At 52.5% G+C, this 20,068-nt stretch carries 17 protein-coding genes and 5 tRNA genes; 16 read left to right on the forward strand and 6 right to left on the reverse strand.

The window, feature by feature from the left end; genetic code table 11:
- Positions 1–212 precede the first annotated feature (212 nt).
- Positions 213–1,292 (forward strand): lytic murein transglycosylase B, encoded by a 1,080-nt coding sequence (gene mltB, locus AAYN39_RS12605; protein WP_000476820.1) that lies wholly within the window; start codon positions 213–215, stop codon positions 1,290–1,292.
- A 7-nt stretch (positions 1,293–1,299) separates the two neighbouring features.
- Here the strand turns inward: mltB and AAYN39_RS12610 are convergent, their stop codons facing one another.
- Complete coding sequence (locus AAYN39_RS12610) at positions 1,300–1,563, reverse strand: hypothetical protein (protein WP_001772536.1); 264 nt, start codon at positions 1,561–1,563, stop codon at positions 1,300–1,302.
- A gap of 194 nt (positions 1,564–1,757) precedes the next feature.
- On the opposite strand from AAYN39_RS12610, the gene pncC reads away from it, so the two are divergent.
- From pncC to AAYN39_RS12685, 15 genes are all read left to right on the forward strand, one after another.
- On the forward strand, positions 1,758–2,255 hold the full coding sequence (pncC, locus tag AAYN39_RS12615; RefSeq protein WP_000132240.1) for a nicotinamide-nucleotide amidase: 498 nt from the start codon (positions 1,758–1,760) through the stop codon (positions 2,253–2,255).
- 84 nt (positions 2,256–2,339) lie between these two features.
- Positions 2,340–3,401 (forward strand): recombinase RecA, encoded by a 1,062-nt coding sequence (gene recA / locus AAYN39_RS12620; RefSeq protein ID WP_000963150.1) that lies wholly within the window; start codon positions 2,340–2,342, stop codon positions 3,399–3,401.
- A 116-nt stretch (positions 3,402–3,517) separates the two neighbouring features.
- A complete protein-coding gene (gene recX, locus AAYN39_RS12625; RefSeq protein ID WP_001294863.1) occupies positions 3,518–4,018 on the forward strand; it encodes a recombination regulator RecX in 501 nt (166 codons plus the stop codon).
- Positions 4,019–4,253: 235 nt separating this feature from the next.
- On the forward strand, positions 4,254–6,884 hold the full coding sequence (gene alaS / locus AAYN39_RS12630) for an alanine--tRNA ligase (protein WP_000047238.1): 2,631 nt from the start codon (positions 4,254–4,256) through the stop codon (positions 6,882–6,884).
- A 234-nt stretch (positions 6,885–7,118) separates the two neighbouring features.
- Positions 7,119–7,304: a carbon storage regulator CsrA gene (csrA, locus tag AAYN39_RS12635; protein ID WP_000906486.1), complete on the forward strand. Its 186-nt coding sequence runs from the start codon at positions 7,119–7,121 to the stop codon at positions 7,302–7,304.
- A 303-nt stretch (positions 7,305–7,607) separates the two neighbouring features.
- Positions 7,608–7,700, forward strand: a tRNA-Ser gene (locus AAYN39_RS12640).
- Positions 7,701–7,703: 3 nt separating this feature from the next.
- A tRNA-Arg gene (locus AAYN39_RS12645) sits at positions 7,704–7,781 on the forward strand.
- A gap of 62 nt (positions 7,782–7,843) precedes the next feature.
- Positions 7,844–7,920, forward strand: a tRNA-Arg gene (locus AAYN39_RS12650).
- 62 nt (positions 7,921–7,982) lie between these two features.
- Positions 7,983–8,059, forward strand: a tRNA-Arg gene (locus tag AAYN39_RS12655).
- A 280-nt stretch (positions 8,060–8,339) separates the two neighbouring features.
- Positions 8,340–8,416 (forward strand) — tRNA-Arg (locus AAYN39_RS12660).
- Between the two features lie 370 nt (positions 8,417–8,786).
- A complete protein-coding gene (gene yqaB / locus AAYN39_RS12665; RefSeq protein ID WP_000271296.1) occupies positions 8,787–9,353 on the forward strand; it encodes a fructose-1-phosphate/6-phosphogluconate phosphatase in 567 nt (188 codons plus the stop codon).
- Positions 9,350–9,775: a YqaA family protein gene (locus tag AAYN39_RS12670; protein ID WP_001279499.1), complete on the forward strand. Its 426-nt coding sequence runs from the start codon at positions 9,350–9,352 to the stop codon at positions 9,773–9,775. The genes yqaB and AAYN39_RS12670 overlap by 4 nt, the downstream gene beginning before the upstream one ends.
- Before the next feature lie 76 nt (positions 9,776–9,851).
- Complete coding sequence (gene gshA, locus AAYN39_RS12675) at positions 9,852–11,408, forward strand: glutamate--cysteine ligase (protein WP_000611827.1); 1,557 nt, start codon at positions 9,852–9,854, stop codon at positions 11,406–11,408.
- A 149-nt stretch (positions 11,409–11,557) separates the two neighbouring features.
- Complete coding sequence (gene luxS / locus AAYN39_RS12680; RefSeq protein ID WP_001130194.1) at positions 11,558–12,073, forward strand: S-ribosylhomocysteine lyase; 516 nt, start codon at positions 11,558–11,560, stop codon at positions 12,071–12,073.
- A gap of 345 nt (positions 12,074–12,418) precedes the next feature.
- Positions 12,419–13,789, forward strand: coding sequence for a carbohydrate porin (locus AAYN39_RS12685; RefSeq protein ID WP_000645128.1), 1,371 nt, complete (start codon positions 12,419–12,421; stop codon positions 13,787–13,789).
- 48 nt (positions 13,790–13,837) lie between these two features.
- Here AAYN39_RS12685 and emrB read toward each other — a convergent pair whose 3' ends face one another.
- The 5 genes from emrB to proX all read right to left on the reverse strand — a co-directional run bounded on the left by emrB (position 13,838) and on the right by proX (position 20,063).
- Positions 13,838–15,376 carry a multidrug efflux MFS transporter permease subunit EmrB gene (emrB, locus tag AAYN39_RS12690; RefSeq protein ID WP_001187289.1) on the reverse strand — a complete coding sequence of 513 codons (1,539 nt, stop codon included), beginning with the start codon at positions 15,374–15,376 and terminating at the stop codon, positions 13,838–13,840.
- A 16-nt stretch (positions 15,377–15,392) separates the two neighbouring features.
- Positions 15,393–16,565: a multidrug efflux MFS transporter periplasmic adaptor subunit EmrA gene (gene emrA, locus AAYN39_RS12695; protein ID WP_001275597.1), complete on the reverse strand. Its 1,173-nt coding sequence runs from the start codon at positions 16,563–16,565 to the stop codon at positions 15,393–15,395.
- Positions 16,566–16,691: 126 nt separating this feature from the next.
- Entirely contained in the window at positions 16,692–17,222 is a 531-nt protein-coding gene (gene mprA / locus AAYN39_RS12700; protein ID WP_000378431.1) for a transcriptional repressor MprA, read from the reverse strand.
- Positions 17,223–17,718: 496 nt separating this feature from the next.
- A complete protein-coding gene (locus tag AAYN39_RS12705) occupies positions 17,719–18,903 on the reverse strand; it encodes an MFS transporter (protein WP_000165770.1) in 1,185 nt (394 codons plus the stop codon).
- Between the two features lie 164 nt (positions 18,904–19,067).
- Positions 19,068–20,063, reverse strand: coding sequence for a glycine betaine/L-proline ABC transporter substrate-binding protein ProX (gene proX / locus AAYN39_RS12710; protein WP_001216613.1), 996 nt, complete (start codon positions 20,061–20,063; stop codon positions 19,068–19,070).
- Between the last annotated feature and the right edge of the window lie 5 nt (positions 20,064–20,068).

A 20,068-nucleotide genomic window follows, 5' to 3' on the forward strand; every position in this document is an offset into this window, starting at 1 on the left:
GCTCATTGTAATCATGTTGAAAGGTATAAAAGTGTTATTTTGATCTCAAAATAAAAGAAAAATATTTTAACTTGAAAGATTGAGGGAGTGGAGGAGCAGATACAAACTGGAGAGAGGGGAAAGGTGATTTATTCTCTTGTGCCGCTTCCTTGTGCGGCGGGGGGATGCTTTACCATACTTCTCCCTGGCTGAATTTGTTTAATGGATGTCTCATGTTCAAGCGTCGTTATGTAGCGTTACTTCCACTTTGCGTATTGCTTGCTGCCTGTAGCAGCACGCCAAAATCTTCCGAGACTCAAGCGACGACGGGCACGCCTTCCGGCGGCTTCCTGCTTGAGCCGCAGCATAACGTCATGCAAATGGGCGGCGACTTCGCCAACAACCCTAATGCGCAGCAGTTCATTGATAAAATGGTCAGTAAACACGGTTTCGACCGTCAGCAGCTGCAAGAGATCCTCTCGCAGTCTAAAAGACTGGATTACGTTCTGCGTCTGATGGACAGACAAGCGCCGACCACTCAGCCGCCCGCCGGACCAAATGGCGCCTGGTTGCGCTACCGCAAACAATTTATTACGCCGGATAACGTGCAAAACGGCGTCGCGTTCTGGAATCAGTATGAAGACGCGCTGAACCGCGCCTGGCAGGTATACGGCGTACCGCCGGAAATCATTGTGGGCATCATCGGCGTGGAAACCCGCTGGGGACGTATCATGGGGAAAACACGGATTCTGGACGCGCTGGCGACGCTGTCATTTAACTATCCGCGCCGGGCGGAATATTTCTCCGGCGAGCTGGAAACCTTCCTGCTCATGGCGCGCGATGAGCAAGACGATCCGCTCAATCTGAAAGGTTCCTTTGCCGGCGCGATGGGCTACGGCCAGTTTATGCCGTCTTCCTATAAAGAATATGCGGTCGATTTCAATGGCGATGGGCACATTAACTTGTGGGATCCGGTAGATGCCATCGGCAGCGTGGCGAACTATTTCAAGGCGCATGGTTGGGTGAAAGGCGATATGGTTGCGGTGCCGGCGAGTGGTCAGGCGCCTGGGTTGGCGAATGGTTTCAAAACAAAATACAGCATCTCTCAGCTTGCCGCCGCAGGCTTAACGCCGCAGCAATCGTTGGGCAATCATCAGGAAGCCAGCCTGCTGCGTCTGGATATCGGTACGGGATACCAGTACTGGTACGGCCTGCCGAACTTCTACACCATTACCCGATATAACCACAGCACGCATTATGCGATGGCGGTTTGGCAACTGGGGCAGGCGGTAGCGCTGGCGCGGGTGCGCTAATTTACGCTTAGGGAGGGGAGCCCCCCTCCGCTATTACTATGGCTTTTTGGGCTTGCAAGTGGGATATCTTTTTTGATAGTGCCAGACTATAACCCAGACATCCCAGGCCTAAGATAATTTGACCGCCGTCATACGGTTCAAAATAGCCTGACGACAATATATTCAGTACTCCCATTCCTAATGAACATACTCCACCCACAATTAACCACAGCCGTAGTTGACAGGTTTGTTTCAGTTTGTGCTGTGCGCTTTCCGTTTTTTTGAGTGACATCCTTGCTTTCTCTCCGTGCGTGTAAATTTAGCGACATAGTACTGCTATTTAGTCATGTGCTACCTCTTTCATTCTGCATAAATAACCTGCTGGCATTTTTTCGGAATCCGACTCGTAAAATCGACAGCTCGTCCCCATCTCTGGTGAGAAAGTGCTATCTTGTGCGGCAGGATTTCTAACTGACAGAGGTCATGATGACTGACAGTGAACTGATGCGGCTTAGCGAACAGGTCGGGCTGGCGTTAAAAGCGCGCGGGGCGACCGTAACGACAGCGGAGTCCTGTACCGGCGGCTGGCTGGCGAAAGCCATTACCGACATCGCCGGAAGTTCCGCCTGGTTTGAACGCGGCTTTGTCACCTATAGTAATGAAGCCAAAGCGCAGATGATTGGCGTGCGTGAAGAGACGCTGGCGCAGCATGGCGCGGTCAGCGAATCCGTAGTGGTCGAAATGGCGATCGGGGCGCTGAAGGCCGCTCGCGCCGATTTTGCTGTCGCTATTAGCGGGATTGCCGGGCCGGATGGCGGCAGTGAAGAAAAGCCGGTTGGTACGGTGTGGTTTGCTTTCGCCAGCGTCAGTGGAGAAGGGATTACGCGTCGGGAATGCTTCAGCGGCGACCGTGAATCGGTGCGTCGACAGGCGACGACATACGCGCTACAAACCCTGTGGCAACAATTTCTACAAAACACTTGATACTGTATGAGCATACAGTATAATTGCTTCAACAGTACGAATTCACTATCCGGTTCAATACCAAGTTGCATGACAGGAGTAATAATGGCTATCGACGAAAACAAACAGAAAGCGTTGGCGGCAGCACTGGGCCAAATTGAAAAGCAATTTGGTAAAGGCTCCATCATGCGTCTGGGTGAAGACCGTTCTATGGATGTGGAAACTATCTCCACCGGTTCGCTTTCACTGGATATCGCACTCGGTGCGGGCGGTCTGCCGATGGGGCGTATCGTCGAAATTTACGGGCCGGAATCTTCCGGTAAAACGACCCTGACGCTGCAGGTGATTGCCGCTGCGCAGCGTGAAGGTAAAACCTGTGCGTTTATCGATGCGGAACACGCGCTTGACCCTGTTTACGCACGCAAGCTGGGCGTCGATATCGATAACCTGCTCTGTTCTCAGCCGGATACCGGCGAGCAGGCGCTGGAAATCTGTGACGCGCTGGCGCGTTCAGGCGCGGTGGACGTCATTGTGGTCGACTCCGTAGCGGCGCTAACGCCGAAAGCGGAAATCGAAGGCGAAATCGGCGACTCTCACATGGGCCTCGCGGCGCGTATGATGAGCCAGGCGATGCGTAAGCTGGCGGGGAACCTGAAACAGTCCAATACGCTGCTGATCTTCATCAACCAGATCCGTATGAAAATTGGCGTGATGTTTGGTAACCCGGAAACCACCACCGGCGGTAACGCGCTGAAATTCTACGCCTCCGTTCGTCTTGATATCCGTCGTATTGGCGCGGTGAAAGAAGGCGATAATGTCGTGGGTAGCGAAACGCGTGTGAAAGTGGTGAAAAACAAAATCGCCGCGCCGTTTAAGCAGGCCGAGTTCCAGATCCTCTACGGCGAAGGCATCAACTTCTATGGCGAACTGGTTGACCTGGGCGTGAAAGAGAAGCTGATCGAGAAAGCGGGCGCATGGTACAGCTACAACGGCGAGAAGATTGGCCAGGGTAAAGCGAACGCGACTACCTGGCTGAAAGAGAACCCGGCAACAGCGAAAGAGATCGAGAAAAGAGTGCGTGAATTACTGTTGAGTAATCAGAATGCCACGCCCGATTTCGCCGTTGACGATAGCGAAGGCGTTGCAGAAACCAACGAAGATTTTTAATCATCAGGTGATGGTGGGTCGGACAAAACGAAGCCGCCATTCAGCAAAACGTTAAATTACCATCAAGGGCTGCATTTATGCGGCCCTTTTGGCATTTACCCCTGTTAAGGTTTTTTATGAGTGAACCCACATCGCGCCGTCCCGCTTATGCTCGTCTCCTTGATCGTGCGGTACGTATTCTTGCTGTCCGCGATCACAGCGAGCAGGAACTACGGCGTAAACTCTCCGCGCCGGTGATGGGCAAAAATGGGCCGGAAGAGATTGATGCGACGGCAGACGATTATGAACGCGTGATCGCCTGGTGCCACGAACACCACTATCTTGATGACGAGCGCTTCGTGATGCGCTTTATCGCCAGTCGTAGCCGCAAAGGCTATGGCCCGGCGCGTATTCGCCAGGAGTTGAATCAGAAAGGCATTTCCCGTGAATCGACTGAAAAAGCGATGCGAGAATGTGAAATTGACTGGAGTGAAATGGCACGTGAACAGGCCGTTCGCAAATATGGCGAGCCGCTCCCTTCAAACTTTTCAGAAAAGGTTAAGGTACAGCGCTTTTTGCTCTATCGCGGGTATCTGATGGACGATATCCAGCAAATATGGCGAAATTTTGCAGATTGAGCGCATACGGGATTTTACTTCCCGGTAAAGAAAACTTATCTTATTCCCACTTTTTCCGTCTGGACGCGGGTTGCTTAACGGCGAACAGCGTCTGCGACGAATATTCCTTAAATACACAAAATCATTCAAGCCGCATTAAAGCGGCAAGTGAGCCTCGGGAACGCGTGACCGGGAAACTCGCAGCCAACGCAGAGGCGGCCTGAAGGATGGAGTGTAGCTTGATTTCAGGATAATTATGAGCAAGAGCACCGCTGAGATCCGTCAGGCGTTTCTCGACTTTTTCCATAGTAAAGGGCATCAGGTAGTTGCCAGCAGTTCCCTGGTGCCTAACAATGACCCCACTCTGTTGTTTACCAATGCCGGGATGAACCAGTTCAAGGATGTTTTCCTTGGGCTCGATAAACGTAATTATTCCCGTGCAACCACTTCCCAGCGTTGCGTACGCGCGGGGGGTAAACACAACGATCTGGAAAACGTCGGATACACTGCACGTCACCATACTTTCTTCGAAATGCTGGGCAACTTCAGCTTCGGCGATTATTTCAAACACGACGCCATTCAGTTCGCATGGGAATTACTGACCGGCGAAAACTGGTTTGCTCTGCCAAAAGAGCGCTTATGGGTCACCGTCTATGAAACCGACGACGAAGCCTATGAGATCTGGGAAAAAGAAGTCGGCATCCCGCGCGAGCGTATCATCCGTATCGGTGACAATAAAGGCGCGCCATACGCATCGGATAACTTCTGGCAGATGGGCGACACCGGTCCCTGCGGTCCGTGCACCGAAATCTTCTACGATCATGGCGACCACATCTGGGGCGGCCCTCCGGGAAGCCCGGAAGAAGACGGCGATCGCTATATTGAAATCTGGAACATCGTCTTTATGCAGTTCAACCGTCAGGCTGACGGGACGATGGAACCATTGCCGAAACCGTCTGTAGATACCGGTATGGGGCTGGAGCGTATTGCCGCGGTACTGCAACACGTTAACTCTAACTATGACATCGACCTGTTCCGCACGTTGATTGAAGCGGTAGCGAAAGTCACCGGCTCCACCGATTTGGGTAATAAATCGCTGCGCGTTATCGCCGACCACATCCGTTCTTGCGCATTCCTGGTTGCCGATGGCGTGCTGCCGTCGAATGAAAACCGTGGCTATGTGCTGCGTCGCATTATTCGTCGCGCGGTTCGTCACGGCAACATGCTGGGCGCAAAAGAGACCTTCTTCTACAAGCTGGTTGGGCCGCTGATTGAGGTAATGGGCTCCGCAGGCGAAGAGTTGAAACGTCAGCAGGCGCAGGTCGAGCAGGTTCTGAAAACGGAAGAAGAGCAGTTCGCTCGTACGCTGGAGCGCGGTCTGGCGCTGCTGGATGAAGAACTGGCGAAATTGCAGGGCGACACCCTGGACGGCGAAACCGCTTTCCGTCTGTATGATACTTATGGTTTCCCGGTCGATCTAACGGCGGACGTCTGCCGTGAGCGCAACATCAAAGTCGACGAAGCCGGTTTTGAAGCCGCCATGGAAGAGCAACGCCGTCGCGCGCGCGAAGCTAGCGGTTTTGGCGCGGACTACAACGCGATGATCCGCGTTGACAGCGCTTCTGAATTTAAAGGTTATGACCATCTGGAACTGAACGGCAAAGTGACTGCGCTGTTTGTCGATGGTAAAGCGGTTGAAGCGATTAACGCGGGACAGGAAGCTGTTGTCGTGCTGGATCAGACCCCATTCTATGCGGAATCAGGCGGTCAGGTTGGCGATAAAGGCGAGCTGAAAGGCGCTGGATTTACTTTCGCTGTGGACGACACGCAAAAATATGGTCAGGCGATTGGTCACCTCGGCAAATTGTCTGCGGGCGCTCTGAAAGTGGGCGATGCGGTACAGGCTGACGTAGATGAAGCGCGCCGCGCACGTATCCGTCTGAACCACTCCGCCACGCACCTGATGCACGCGGCGTTGCGCCAGGTGCTTGGGACACACGTTGCGCAGAAAGGTTCGCTGGTTAGCGATAAAGTGCTGCGCTTCGACTTCTCGCACAATGAAGCGATGAAGCCGTCGGAGATTCGTGAGGTTGAAGATTTGGTGAATGCGCAAATTCGCCGCAACCTGCCGATTGAAACGAACATCATGGATCTCGACGCGGCGAAGGCGAAAGGGGCCATGGCGCTGTTTGGCGAGAAATACGACGAACGTGTACGCGTTCTGAGCATGGGCGATTTCTCTACCGAACTGTGCGGCGGTACTCACGCCAGTCGTACCGGTGATATCGGTCTATTCCGTATTATCTCTGAGTCCGGCACCGCAGCGGGCATTCGTCGTATTGAGGCGGTAACCGGTGAAGGCGCTATGGCCACCGTTCACGCGCAAAGCGATCGCTTAAACGATATTGCGCATCTGCTGAAGGGCGACAGCCAGAATCTGGGCGACAAAGTGCGTGCCGTGCTGGAACGTACGCGTCAGCTGGAAAAAGAGTTGCAGCAGTTGAAGGACCAGGCCGCAGCGCAGGAGAGTGCAAATCTTTCCAGTAAAGCGGTCGATCTCAACGGCGTGAAGCTCCTGGTCAGCGAGCTTGCTGGTATTGAGCCGAAAATGCTGCGAACCATGGTTGATGATCTGAAAAATCAACTGGGGTCTACCGTTATCGTACTGGCAACGGTTGTTGAAGGTAAGGTTTCTCTGATTGCGGGCGTGTCGAAGGATGTGACCGACCGGGTTAAAGCAGGGGAATTGATTGGTATGGTCGCTCAGCAGGTGGGCGGTAAGGGTGGCGGTCGTCCGGACATGGCGCAAGCCGGTGGTACGGATGCGGCAGCTCTGCCTGCAGCGTTAGCCAGTGTACAAGGCTGGGTCAGCGCAAAATTGCAATAATTATAAGCGTTCGTTGGCGCCGCAGCTCGTGCTGCGGCGTTTACGTCAACGCTATCGACAACGATAAAGTCAGGTTGAAGTTTTGTATATCGGCTAAACTTAGGTTTAACAGAATGTAATGCCATGACTGCTTACACCTAAGGTGTTTGTCATCGCTTACTTTTTGGCGTTATATGATGGATAATGCCGGGATACAGAGAGACCCGACTCTTTTAATCTTTCAAGGAGCAAAGAATGCTGATTCTGACTCGTCGAGTTGGTGAGACCCTCATGATTGGCGATGAGGTCACCGTGACAGTTTTAGGGGTGAAGGGCAACCAGGTGCGTATTGGCGTGAACGCCCCGAAAGAAGTTTCTGTCCATCGTGAAGAGATCTACCAGCGTATCCAGGCTGAAAAATCCCAGCAGTCCAGTTACTAAGGTTTTCGCGTCTCACTTTTCGGGTGAGACGCAGCCTCTCTTCTCGCTCGCCCGCGTTGTCCCCTCATGACTTTTTTCAACCTCACTGTTGATATGGTGCGCTTTTGGCGGCCAGCGTGTCATCAAATTATCTGTTGATAAAACACTCTTTTTGGCTTTTTTATAGACTAATTGAGCGTGAAGTGTGCAAACGATAAAAGCTCTGGAAAAATTGTTTGACTTATAAGTCCCAGAAAGTAATATGTGCGCCACGCAGCGACGATGAGCAGAACAAGTTCTTCGAAGCACTCGTAAGAGGCGTGTGGTGAGGTGGCCGAGAGGCTGAAGGCGCTCCCCTGCTAAGGGAGTATGCGGTCAAAAGCTGCATCCGGGGTTCGAATCCCCGCCTCACCGCCATTTGCATCCGTAGCTTCAGCTGGATAGAGTACTCGGCTACGAACCGAGCGGTCGGAGGTTCGAATCCTCCCGGATGCACCATCTCTTACTTGATACGGCTTTCACCGCGGTATCAAAATCTGCAGTAAAGTAAGTTTCCCGATGCATCCGTAGCTCAGCTGGATAGAGTACTCGGCTACGAACCGAGCGGTCGGAGGTTCGAATCCTCCCGGATGCACCATCTCTTACTTGATACGGCTTTCACCGCGGTATCAATATCGGCAGTAAAGCAAGTTTTCCGATGCATCCGTAGCTCAGCTGGATAGAGTACTCGGCTACGAACCGAGCGGTCGGAGGTTCGAATCCTCCCGGATGCACCATATTCTCCGTACTTTCAGCGATGAAGATACGGATAAGATAGCGGTAATCACCGCTGGCACCAGGAAGGATAACGTTGCGTTAGCAACGGCCCGAAGGGCGAGCCGTAAGGCGAGTAATCCTNTAGCGGTAATCACCGCTGGCACCAGGAAGGATAACGTTGCGTTAGCAACGGCCCGAAGGGCGAGCCGTAAGGCGAGTAATCCTCCCGGATACACCATCTCTTAATTGATACGGCTTTCACCGCGGTATCAATATCAGCAGTAAAGCAAGTTTCCCAATGCATCCGTAGCTCAGCTGGATAGAGTACTCGGCTACGAACCGAGCGGTCGGAGGTTCGAATCCTCCCGGATGCACCATATTCTCCATACTTTCAGCGATAAAGATGCGGATAAGATAGCGGTAATCACCGCAGGCACCAGGAAGGATAACGTTGCGTCAGCAACGGCCCGAAGGGCGAGCCGTAAGGCGAGTAATCCTCCCGGATGCACCATATTCTCCATACTTTCAGCGATGAAGATGCAGATAAGATAGCGGTAATCACCGCTGGCATCAGAAGGATAACGTTGCATCAGCAACGGCCCGAAGGGCGAGTAATCCTCCCGGATACGTTACTGCCCTGCAATCGCTTTTCCCCCTTATCCTGAATATACCTCTTCATCTCTATTAGCGACAAAATCAACCAATTGCGATAAAGTACTGTCTGGTTATTCGGTTTGCGAGAACACGATGTACGCACGTTATGCTGGTTTGATTTTTGATATGGACGGTACTCTCCTGGATACCGAACCCACGCATCGCAAAGCGTGGCGTGAGGTTTTGGGGCGCTATGGTCTTCGTTTTGATGAACAGGCAATGGTCGCGCTTAACGGTTCGCCAACCTGGCTTATCGCCCAGTCAATCATTGAGCTTAACCATGCCGATCTTGATCCCCTGTCACTGGCGCGTGAGAAAACCGACGCGGTAAAAAGCATCCTGCTGGACTGCGTAGAACCGCTGCCGCTGGTTGAGGTGGTCAAAGCGTGGCATGGGCGGCGTCCCATGTCGGTCGGTACCGGTAGCGAAAGCGCTATCGCGGAAGCCTTGTTAGCGCATCTGGGGCTGCGTCGTTATTTTGATGCGGTTGTGGCGGCAGATCACGTACAGCATCACAAACCTGCGCCTGACACCTTCCTATTGTGCGCCCAGCGGATGGGCGTCATGCCGACGCAGTGCGTGGTATTTGAAGATGCCGATTTTGGTTTACAGGCGGCGCGGGCGGCGGGAATGGATGCCGTGGATGTCCGACTATTGTGAGTGACGGACTGTCGCTCCTGTCTCTGTTTGCCAGTAGTTTTCTCAGCGCGACGCTGTTACCCGGTAATTCTGAGGTGGTTTTGGTTGCTATGCTGGTCTCCGGCGTCAGTCATCCCTGGGTCTTAGTCTTAACAGCAACAATGGGTAATAGCCTTGGAGGGGTAACTAACGTTATTCTTGGGCGTTTCTTTCCGCTGCGCAAAACGTCGCGTTGGCAGGAAAAAGCGACTGGCTGGCTAAAGCGTTATGGCGCAGCCACACTATTATTAAGCTGGATGCCGGTCATCGGTGATTTGTTGTGCCTGTTAGCGGGATGGATGCGCATCCCGTGGGGGCGGACGATCTTTTTTTTGTGTCTTGGTAAGGCGCTGCGCTATGTTGCGCTCGCAGCGGCGACGGTTCAGGGCATGATGTGGTGGTAATAATTGTAGGTTTGGCATGTATGGCCGCCATTACAGTTATGCTTATTAAAACGATTTGGACAGGCGGGAGGTCAATTTGATCCCGGACGTATCACAGGCTCTGGCCTGGCTGGAAAAACATCCTCAGGCGTTAAAGGGGATACAGCGCGGGTTAGAGCGCGAAACGCTGCGTGTCAATGCTGATGGCACGCTGGCGACAACAGTTCATCCTGAAGCGTTAGGTTCAGCGCTGACCCATAAATGGATTACCACAGATTTTGCGGAAGCCCTACTGGAGTTTATTACGCCAGTCGATGGCGATATCCAGCATATGCTCACCTTTATGCGCGATCTCCATCGGTATACGGCCAGGAAACTGGGCGATGAGCGGATGTGGCCATTAAGTATGCCCTGCTATATTGCGGAAGGGCAGGACATAGAGCTGGCGCAGTACGGCACATCAAATACCGGGCGCTTTAAGACGCTCTATCGCGAAGGGCTGAAAAATCGTTATGGCGCTTTGATGCAAACCATTTCCGGCGTACATTACAATTTTTCATTACCGATGGCGTTCTGGCAGGCGAAATGCGGCGTTACGGAAGGCGAAGCGGCAAAAGAAAAAATTTCTGCCGGCTATTTTCGTCTGATTCGCAACTATTACCGTTTTGGCTGGGTCATCCCCTATCTGTTTGGCGCGTCTCCGGCCATTTGTTCCTCTTTCCTGCAAGGGAAGCCAACCACATTACCGTTTGAAAAAACGGACTGCGGCATGTACTACCTGCCATATGCGACGTCGCTGCGTTTGAGTGATTTGGGCTATACCAATAAGTCGCAAAGCAATCTGGGTATTACGTTTAACGATCTACATGAATACGTTGCAGGTCTGAAACGGGCGATTAAAACGCCGTCAGAAGAGTACGCGCGGATTGGTGTGGAAAAAGACGGTAAGCGGCTACAGATTAACAGCAACGTTCTGCAAATTGAAAATGAGCTGTACGCGCCCATTCGTCCCAAGCGCGTGACGCGCAGCGGCGAATCGCCTTCAGATGCGCTTCTGCGTGGTGGTATTGAGTACATCGAAGTTCGTTCTCTCGATATTAATCCGTTCTCACCGATCGGCGTAGACGAGCAACAGGTGCGCTTCCTCGATCTGTTTATGGTCTGGTGCGTATTGGCCGATGCGCCGGAAATGAGTAGCGATGAGCTGTTATGTACGCGTACTAACTGGAATCGCGTTATTCTGGAAGGGCGTAAGCCGGGCCTTACCCTGGGGATTGGCTGTGAAACCGCGCAGTTCCCGCTGCCTAAAGTAGGGAAAGATCTCTTCCGCGATCTGAAACGCGTGGCGCAAACGCTGGACAGTATCCACGGGGGAGAGGAGTATCAAAAGGTGTGTGATGAGTTGGTCGCCTGCTTTGATAATCCTGAACTGACATTCTCTGCCCGAATCTTACGGTCTATGATTGATGAAGGCATTGGCGGCACTGGGAAAGCGTTCGGTGAGGCTTACCGTAATCTGTTACGCGAAGAGCCGCTGGAGATTTTACAGGAAGAAGAGTTTATTGCTGAACGTGACGCTTCAGTACGTCGTCAGCAGGAGATTGAGGCGGCGGATACCGAGCCGTTTGCCGCGTGGCTTGCGAAACACGCCTGACCCAAAAGAAAAAGGCCACTCACGGAGTGGCCAAAATTTCATCGCTGAAAACAGGGATGATGATAACAAATGCGCGTCTTTCATATACTCAGACTCGCCCCGGAACAAAGAGTTCAGTTTATTTTTAAAAAATTATCGGAGGTGACTAAATGCCATTATTAGATAGCTTCGCAGTCGATCATACCCGGATGCAAGCGCCGGCGGTCCGGGTTGCAAAAACGATGAACACCCCGCATGGCGACGCAATCACCGTGTTTGATCTGCGTTTTTGCATTCCGAACAAAGAAGTGATGCCGGAAAAAGGGATTCATACGCTTGAGCATCTGTTTGCTGGCTTTATGCGCGACCACCTCAACGGTAACGGCGTTGAGATTATCGATATCTCGCCGATGGGCTGCCGCACCGGCTTTTACATGAGCCTGATTGGCACGCCGGACGAGCAGCGTGTTGCCGACGCTTGGAAAGCGGCGATGGCGGATGTGCTGAAAGTGCAGGATCAAAACCAGATCCCGGAGCTGAACGTTTACCAGTGCGGTACGTATCAGATGCACTCGCTCAGTGAAGCGCAGGACATTGCCCGTCATATTCTGGAGCGTGATGTGCGCGTGAACAGCAATAAAGAGCTGGCGCTGCCGAAAGAAAAACTGCAGGAATTGCATATTTAGTCTTATTGGTAAGCGGTTCCAGTATTTAAATTAACCCCGGTTTATGGCCGGGGTTTTTTATTGCTTAATATAATTTGCGTTTATTATATTTGCGGCGAGAATACATTTTAAATTAAGTAATGCCTGGCCTGTTAAATAATAAAATGTGATCTGGTAAACAGAAAAGGCGGATAACTCACGATGCCAGAGTGTATTGATCACATAAACTAAAAATCATAAATAATTAATAGAAAAACATAATGGAATGCGCCAGATATCCAGGTAATAACAAGACTCTACTAATAGCCGGTCGATGGGGTTTTTAGCAAATCTTATCTGGTATACATCAAACTTAAGGGATAAAAAATGAAGGCTAAATATTTGGCGCTGATGATCGGTGCTTGCTTTTCTCATAACCTTTGGGCAGCGAATGATATCACTATTGAGCAGCGTCTGGCTGAACTGGAGCAACGTGTTGTTAATGCTGAAAAACGGGCATCCGATGCCGAGGCGCAAATTCGCTCGCTGAAACAGCAGCAGGTCGCCGCTACACCGACGGTGAATGTCCAGTCCGCCGAGCCCATTGCAGCAGATAAAACGCCGCCGAAGCTGACCTTATCCGGATTCAGCGATATTAAGTTCTATGGCGATGTCGAATTTAATATGGATGCGGCAAGCCGTTCCGGTAGCCTGACCTCGATGAGAACGTCAGCGAATAAAGATTGGGCATCAGGAACCAATGAACGCTGGGATATTAACGGGCGCCTGTTGCTGGGCTTTGATGGCTACCAGCGGCTGGACAACGGTAATTTTGCCGGATTCTCTGTACAGCCTCTGGCGGATCTGACCGGGAAAATGAACCTTGATGATGCCGTTTTCTTCTTTGGTCGTGAGAATGACTGGAAAATTAAGGTTGGTCGTTTTGAAGCCTACGATATGTTCCCGCTGAATCAGGATACATTTATTGAATATTCGGGGAATACAGCGAACGATCTTTACAGTGACGGTTACGGCTATATCTATATGATGAAAGAAGGACGGGGACGTAGCGACAGTGGGGGTAACTTCCTGCTGAGCAAAACCATCGACAACTGGTATTTCGAAGTTAACACATTGCTGGAAAATGGCAGTACGTTATATACCGAGAAGCAGTACCACGGAATGGATTTAACCAACGATAAAAACGTGGCTTACGTCCGTCCGGTTATTGCCTGGCAAAACGGGCGTTTTTCAACGGCGATAGCGATGGAAAGTAACGTCGTTAACAACGCCTATGGCTATTATGAGAATGGGAAGTGGATCGATCAGTCAGATCGTACGGGCTATGGTTTTACCATGACCTGGAATGGTCAAAAAACTGACCCGGAAGATGGCGCAGTTATTAACCTGAATACCGCTTATATGGATGCGACCGATGAGACAGATTTTACCGCTGGGGTGAATGCGCTGTGGCATCGATTTGAACTGGGTTATATCTATGCGCATAACAAAATCGAAGCCTTTAATGCTACCAATATCGATGCCGTTTGTGAGGACGATTGCTGGATCACCGATCCCGGCAATTATGACATCCACACTATTCATGCCTCATATTTATTCCCCAACGTGATGGATATGAAAAACTTTAACATCTACCTCGGCGCCTATGCTTCATGGGTAGAGGCCAATCCGAATAATGGCGATAACAGTGAAGATGCGCGTTACGGCGGGCGTCTGAGATTCAAATATTTCTTCTGATTGTTGGTCTACTAAAAAAGGGATCCGTAGATCCCTTTTATCAGATAGTTAGTGCGCGCCACCGCCGCCGCCGCCCGCACCGAAGGGCGGTTTGGCGAACCACACCAGGCCGAGCAGCACCAGGAAGATCCCCGCCGACATCCAGAAGATTTCGTTGGCGGAAATAATCAGCCCCTGATTCGTGATTTGCTGGGCTATCCAGCCTGACGCCTGTTGGTGCGTCATCCCTAAGCCTTCCAGTTTATCGTACATAGCCTGAGCGTTTGGATTATACGCCGTAACCGACTCGGTGAGCTGCGCATGGTGTAGCGACTCACGATCGGTCCACATAGTGGTGGTAATCGAGGTGCCAATGGAGCCCGCCAGCGTTCGCGTGAAGTTCGACAGGCTTGATGCCGCCGCCAGCCGTTCGGGCGGTAACCCGGAGAGCGTAATGGTGGTCAGCGGCATAAAGAAGCAGGCGACGGCAAATCCTTGAATAAACTGCGGCCATGCGGAAGCGCCGAAATCCATACCCGGTTCGAACGTCCAGGCGCGCCAGTAAAAACAGACGGCGTACATAATGAAGCTGAATGTGACCAGCCTGCGCATATCCAGTTTATGCGCGAAGCGTCCGATAATCGGCGACAAAATTACCGGAATAATACCGACTGGCGCCGACGCCAGACCTGCCCACGTTGCGGTATAGCCGTACACCTCTTGCAAAAGCTGCGGCAATAGAACAATGGCGCCGAAATAGAGCATATAGGCAAGGCTGATGCACAGGCAGCCAATAGTGAAGTTACGCGATTTAAAAAGAGAAAGATCGACGATAGGGTGATCGTCGGTCAGTTCCCAGACGATCAGGAAACTGATGGCGATGACGGCGACCACGGTCAGGATGATAATTTCCTGCGAGGAGAACCAGTCCAGCTCTTTACCGCGGTCGAGCATAATTTGCAGGCTGCTGATGCCAATCACCAGTAACGCCAGCCCGACGGCGTCAATACGTCGCCGTTCGGTATGAGTTTCACGTCCGCGCAGCGTGTGTAACGTCATCAGGACGACGGCGATGCCAATCGGCACGTTGATGAAGAAAATCCATCCCCAGTGGTAATTATCACTGATGTAGCCCCCCAGAATCGGGCCGCAAATCGGCGCGACAATGACGGTCATTGACCAGAGCGCCAGCGCAATGGAGCGCTTTGCAGGCGGATAGTTATTCAGCAACAGGCTTTGCGAGAGCGGAATCAGCGGCCCGGCGACCACGCCCTGCACCACGCGGAAGAAGATCAGCATGTTCAGGCTGCTGGATACGCCACAGGCCCAGGAGGCCGCGGCAAAGGCGACCGTCGACCACATGAACAGTTTGACTTCGCCAAAACGCTTCGCCAGCCAGCCGGTTAAGGGAATCGAGATAGCGTTCGCCACCCCGAAAGAGGTGATAACCCATGTCCCCTGGCTTAGGGAAGAACCCAGGTTCCCGGCGATGGTCGGAATCGCCACGTTGGCAATGGTGGAGTCCAGCACCTGCATGAATGTCGCCAGCGACAGCGCGATCGTCATGATGATGAGCTGCGCGCCTTCCAGCGGTTTTTGCTGTTGCATCACACGCACCTCAGGATTAACCCGCGTTAGCCTGTACGATGTCGTCGATCAGTTTATTGACCGGCGCGAGATTAATTTCGCGTGCGTTACTTTCGGCAACCGGCGTCGTTCGTACCTGGCTGGCCAGTACCTGACCGTCGCGATTAGCGGTATCCACGGTGACCAGCGTCGATAAACCAATGCGCAGCGGATGTTGTTCTAACTGGCGGGCGTCCAGTTCGACGCGTACCGGCAGACGTTGAACCACTTTAATCCAGTTACCCGTCGCATTTTGCGCGGGCAGCAGGGAGAAGGCGCTACCTGTCCCCATATCCAGACCGACGACTTTACCGGTGTATTTTACGTCGTCGCCATAAATGTCAGTAATAATCGTCACTGGCTGCCCAATGCGCATATTCGCTAATTGGGTCTCTTTAAAGTTAGCGTCCACCCACAGATCGGTTGCAGGCACCACGGCCATCAGCGGCGTGGTGGGGCTGATCTGCGCGCCAGGCTGGACGGCGCGGCGGGAGACATAACCGGTCATTGGACTGACGATGCGAGTACGCTCCAGCGCCAGCCAGGCGTTACGCACTTCGGTCGCCGCTTGTTGAACCGCAGGCTGATCTTCCAGATTACTGTTAAGTATCATTGCCTGGTTGGCATTGTACTGTTGAATGGCGACATCAAGCTGTGCCTGCGCGCTGGCGACGGCATCGCGGGCGTGTTGCAGCTCTTCCCGGCCAATAAGATTGGCATTACCCAGCGGCACACGACGGTTAAGGTCGCTCTGCGCTTGCGCCAGGGCGGTTTTTTGCACGTCGATATTCGCCTGCAACTGCTTACTGTTAATCATCAACTGGTGCGTCTGGCGCACGCTGGAGGCCAGCGCCGTTTTGGCTCTTTCAAACGCTTGTTTGGCGTCAGTCTGATCGAGCGTGACCAGAACATCGCCCTCTTTTACAAAGTCGGTGTTATCAGCCCAGACTTTCGTCACGCTGCCTGACACCTGCGCCATGATTTGAACCTGGTTCCCTGCCACGTAAGCATCATCTGTCTCTTCAATATGACGCAATACTAAAAACCAATAAATTCCATATGCCACGGCAATAATAACAAAGAGCAAGGTAAGAAGTAGCAGCGCTGTTTTGCGTTTGCCTTTCTTCTTAGCCGGTTGCTGCGGGGGTTGGATCTCCGCATTTGCGCTCATGTTGTTCTCCACGATCTTATTATTCACATCGGCTGAGCCGACCTGTTGTCAGAAAGGCCAGCAGTAACGCGTGCCGGCCTGTCCGCTTTCCTGTTATTAATCTGGATTTTTGAGCGGGTCGGCGCTTTAGCGCAGCGCCTCAAGAACAGTGCCTTCCTGCTCCATTTGATCAAGACGCGTCAGGAGTTTACGAGTGATGTGCTCAAGTTGATCTTTTTCGGCTGTGCTAAGTGATGACCAGAGTTGATGCAGACAATGATGCTGAGGCGGAAGCACTTCTTGCAAAAATGCCTGGCCTTTCTCCGTTAATTGCAGATGCAGGCAACGGCGGTCGTTATCGCTCTCACGACGCTCAATCCAGCCGCGTTTTTCCAGCTCATCTGCAATGCGTGTCGCATTGGTGCGAGATGAACCCAGCGCGCAGCTTAATTCAGACGGCTGAATACTGTGGTTTTCCTGAGACTCCAGCGTAATCAACGCCATAAACAACGTCTCGTTAATCCCTTGAGCCTTCAGCATTTTATTGCGGTTTTCCAGGAGCTTGCCTTGCATGTGCATACAAAGACGAGTCAAAAGAATTTCCTGGTAAGGAAAGTCTTCGTGACGGCTGGCGCGAAATTTTAGCATTTGTTCAATGGGCGTAAACGAACTATCCATTTGGGCATGACCTCATTAATTTCAGCCGATATAGTAACGACAGTGACAAATAAAGTAAATGTATTATTAATACAAAATCATTCTTTCAGGCTATAAAGCAACCAATGATACGCAGACTGAGACGTCAGCGGGAACATTGGGCCCGGTAAAGCGCCGCCTGCGGCAAATCCAGGAATGACGAGAAAAGCGTGAGTGCCTGCATGAAAAAATCAGGAGAGAACGATAAGCGGGAGGGGCGAAAGCCGGGTAAACGGCCTTACAACCCGATGCAAAAGCCACCGGAATATCACGAATAGCTATCGGTGAACGACCTTCGAATCCTTGAACGGGCGCTATTGGCCTGGGAGCAGATGGGGATGCAGGGCTTTCCATAGAATTATATTATTCTTCACCGGTATAAAAATAACCATGATAAATGAATAGCATAACCTTAACAGACTGGGGAGCTCCTTAACACCCTAAGGAGCTTAAACAAAGGTAAACGCTCACTATCCGCTTAATTTACGGCTTCCTGTCGGTGAAAACCTCGCCACCAGACCAGTAAATTAAGTAAGGCTACCGTGACACCCGCCAGACAAACGCCGGCCCAGCCGGCATGTTGCCAGGCGGAGGCGGAAATCAGCGACCCCGCGGCGCCACCGATAAAGTAGCTGGTCATATAGCCGGCGGTGAGCCGGTTACGCGCATCCGGATGCAAACGATAGATGACCGTCTGATTGGTGATATGTACCCCCTGAACGGTGAGGTCCAGTACCAGAATACCAATAATCAGCGCCAGTACCGAGGTGCGCCCAAGCCAGATAGCCAGCCAGGAGAGTAACAGCAGCAGTAAGCCGAACGTGGTGGTGAGGTGAGATTTACCTTTATCGGCAAATCCGCCAGCCGGACGCGCGCCTAAAGCGCCGGCGGCCCCCGCCAGGCCAAACAGGCCAATCATCCCCTCGGAATAGCTAAACGGCGGCGCGGCGAGCAAAAAGGCCATTGACGTCCAGAGGATGCTGAAATTAGCAAAGGTCAGACAGCCCAGCAGCGCGCGGGTACGCAGCAGCTTATCGTGAATAAACAGGCTGAATACAGAACCCAACAGTTGCGGGTAGTTAAGATGGGTGTCGGATTTGAGCTTTGGCAGTCCGCGCCACAACGCGACGGCCATCAGCGCCATCAGCGCCGACGCTACCCAAAATACGGTGCGCCAACCGCCGAGGTTTGCCAGCAGTCCGGCGACCGTTCGCGCCAGCAGGATCCCCAGCAACAGGCCGCTCATAATGGTGCCGACCACTTTACCGCGGGTGGCGGGCGTCGCAAGCGTGGCGGCCAGCGGAACCAGAATCTGCGCCACCACGGAGAACAGTCCGGTTAAGGCCGTTCCGAGTATCATCATGCTAAGCGACTGACTGCTGGCAGTGATCAGCATTCCGCCAGCCGCCAGCAACGTCATGGAGACAATCAGCGTTCGGCGTTCAAACATGTCGCCGAGCGGCACCAGAAACAACAGGCCAGCGGCATAGCCCAACTGCGCGGCGGTAACGATAAACCCTGCGGAGCTGGCGGAAAGCGAAAAGTGATGCGCGATGGTATCAAGCAGCGGCTGGGCATAGTAGTTGCTGGCGACCGCCAGACCCGTGGCCACAGACATTAAAACGATCAGCGCCGGGCTAAGCCCATGAGTGGGTTTCGTCATTATGGTAATCGTGATTTAGATAATTATTTCCTGGGAAAACAATCATAGCGGATGTTGATGAATAAAGGGGAACAGTGACGTGATGAATCGTGCGCTTTGAGGAGAGATTGCGTTGGCCGGATAGCGGCGCATGAACTGCGCCTTATCCGGCATAAAAAACGATATTATTTCTGCGCGGCCAGCGCTTCTTTCACCCAGCCGTCAAACTGCTGCTGGTGGGCGTTGATCCAGCCGTCTACGTGGCCCTGAACATCGGCTTCAGACGATTTACCGGCATGCATCATGGCGTTCTGCGCGTTGATATCCGCCAGCGGCAGCTTCATGATGGCGAACAGTTTCGCCGCCGCCGGATTTTTCTCCGCCCATGCCTTATTGGCGACAATATGCATAGTATTGACCGGGAACCCATAGTTCGCGCCGTTCGGCAGTTTAGTATCAATATTTTTCTGTTCGCCCGGCAGGGAGGAGAACGGCACCTGTAGCCAGACGACATCTTTACCCGGCTTCATTACGTCGCTCACCCAGTACGGGGTCCAGGTGTAATACAGCACCGGCTTGCCTTCTTTAAAACGGGTAATGGTATCAGCCATCATCGCCGCATAGTTACCGTGGCTGACCTCAACGGTTTTTTGCAGATCAAACGCTTTATTCTGGTGATTGATTACGGCTTCGCAGCCCCAGCCCGGCGAGCAGCCCATCATGTCCGCTTTTCCGTCGCCATTGGTATCGAAGATTTTGGCGATTTTCGGATCTTTTAGTTGAGCGATATTAGTGATGTTGTACTGCTCGGCGGTTTTTTTATCGATCAGATAGCCCTGCGCAGCGCCGGAGACGAAGACGCCCTCGCGGTAAAACTTTTTGTCTCCGCCTGCTGCGGCATACATATCATCATGCAGCGGCTGCCAGTTCACGGCGGTAAACGTCGCATCGCCAGAGGCGATGGAGGTATAGCCTACGTTGTAATCGACTTCACTCGGCTTATTTACGGTATAACCCAACTTTTCCAGCGCCCGGCTGACCAGTAACGTCTGGAAGGACTCTTCAGAAATCGTGCTTTGGATAGGTTGGACGGTAATGCCTTTGCCAGGCAGGTCGGCAGCGAAAGCGCTGGCGGTGACAAGGGTGGCAAACGCTGAGGCAAATATCACAGTATGTCGCATCGTTG

Origin of the sequence: Salmonella sp. K21076, assembly GCF_039650795.1 — a bacterium.
Taxonomy (GTDB): Bacteria; Pseudomonadota; Gammaproteobacteria; order Enterobacterales; family Enterobacteriaceae; genus Salmonella; species Salmonella enterica.

What these genes read in the sequence shown, in the direction of transcription:
- mltB (WP_000476820.1), top strand. Translation starts at nt 213, where the DNA reads ATGTTCAAGCGTCGTTATGTAGCGTTACTTCCACTTTGCGTATTGCTT.
- recA (WP_000963150.1), top strand. Translation starts at nt 2,340, where the DNA reads ATGGCTATCGACGAAAACAAACAGAAAGCGTTGGCGGCAGCACTGGGC.
- alaS (WP_000047238.1), top strand. Translation starts at nt 4,254, where the DNA reads ATGAGCAAGAGCACCGCTGAGATCCGTCAGGCGTTTCTCGACTTTTTC.
- emrA (WP_001275597.1), bottom strand. Translation starts at nt 16,565, where the DNA reads ATGAGCGCAAATGCGGAGATCCAACCCCCGCAGCAACCGGCTAAGAAG.
- AAYN39_RS12705 (WP_000165770.1), bottom strand. Translation starts at nt 18,903, where the DNA reads ATGACGAAACCCACTCATGGGCTTAGCCCGGCGCTGATCGTTTTAATG.
- mprA (WP_000378431.1), bottom strand. Translation starts at nt 17,222, where the DNA reads ATGGATAGTTCGTTTACGCCCATTGAACAAATGCTAAAATTTCGCGCC.
- emrB (WP_001187289.1), bottom strand. Translation starts at nt 15,376, where the DNA reads ATGCAACAGCAAAAACCGCTGGAAGGCGCGCAGCTCATCATCATGACG.
- proX (WP_001216613.1), bottom strand. Translation starts at nt 20,063, where the DNA reads ATGCGACATACTGTGATATTTGCCTCAGCGTTTGCCACCCTTGTCACC.
- pncC (WP_000132240.1), top strand. Translation starts at nt 1,758, where the DNA reads ATGACTGACAGTGAACTGATGCGGCTTAGCGAACAGGTCGGGCTGGCG.
- csrA (WP_000906486.1), top strand. Translation starts at nt 7,119, where the DNA reads ATGCTGATTCTGACTCGTCGAGTTGGTGAGACCCTCATGATTGGCGAT.
- recX (WP_001294863.1), top strand. Translation starts at nt 3,518, where the DNA reads ATGAGTGAACCCACATCGCGCCGTCCCGCTTATGCTCGTCTCCTTGAT.
- yqaB (WP_000271296.1), top strand. Translation starts at nt 8,787, where the DNA reads ATGTACGCACGTTATGCTGGTTTGATTTTTGATATGGACGGTACTCTC.
- luxS (WP_001130194.1), top strand. Translation starts at nt 11,558, where the DNA reads ATGCCATTATTAGATAGCTTCGCAGTCGATCATACCCGGATGCAAGCG.
- AAYN39_RS12610 (WP_001772536.1), bottom strand. Translation starts at nt 1,563, where the DNA reads ATGTCACTCAAAAAAACGGAAAGCGCACAGCACAAACTGAAACAAACC.
- AAYN39_RS12685 (WP_000645128.1), top strand. Translation starts at nt 12,419, where the DNA reads ATGAAGGCTAAATATTTGGCGCTGATGATCGGTGCTTGCTTTTCTCAT.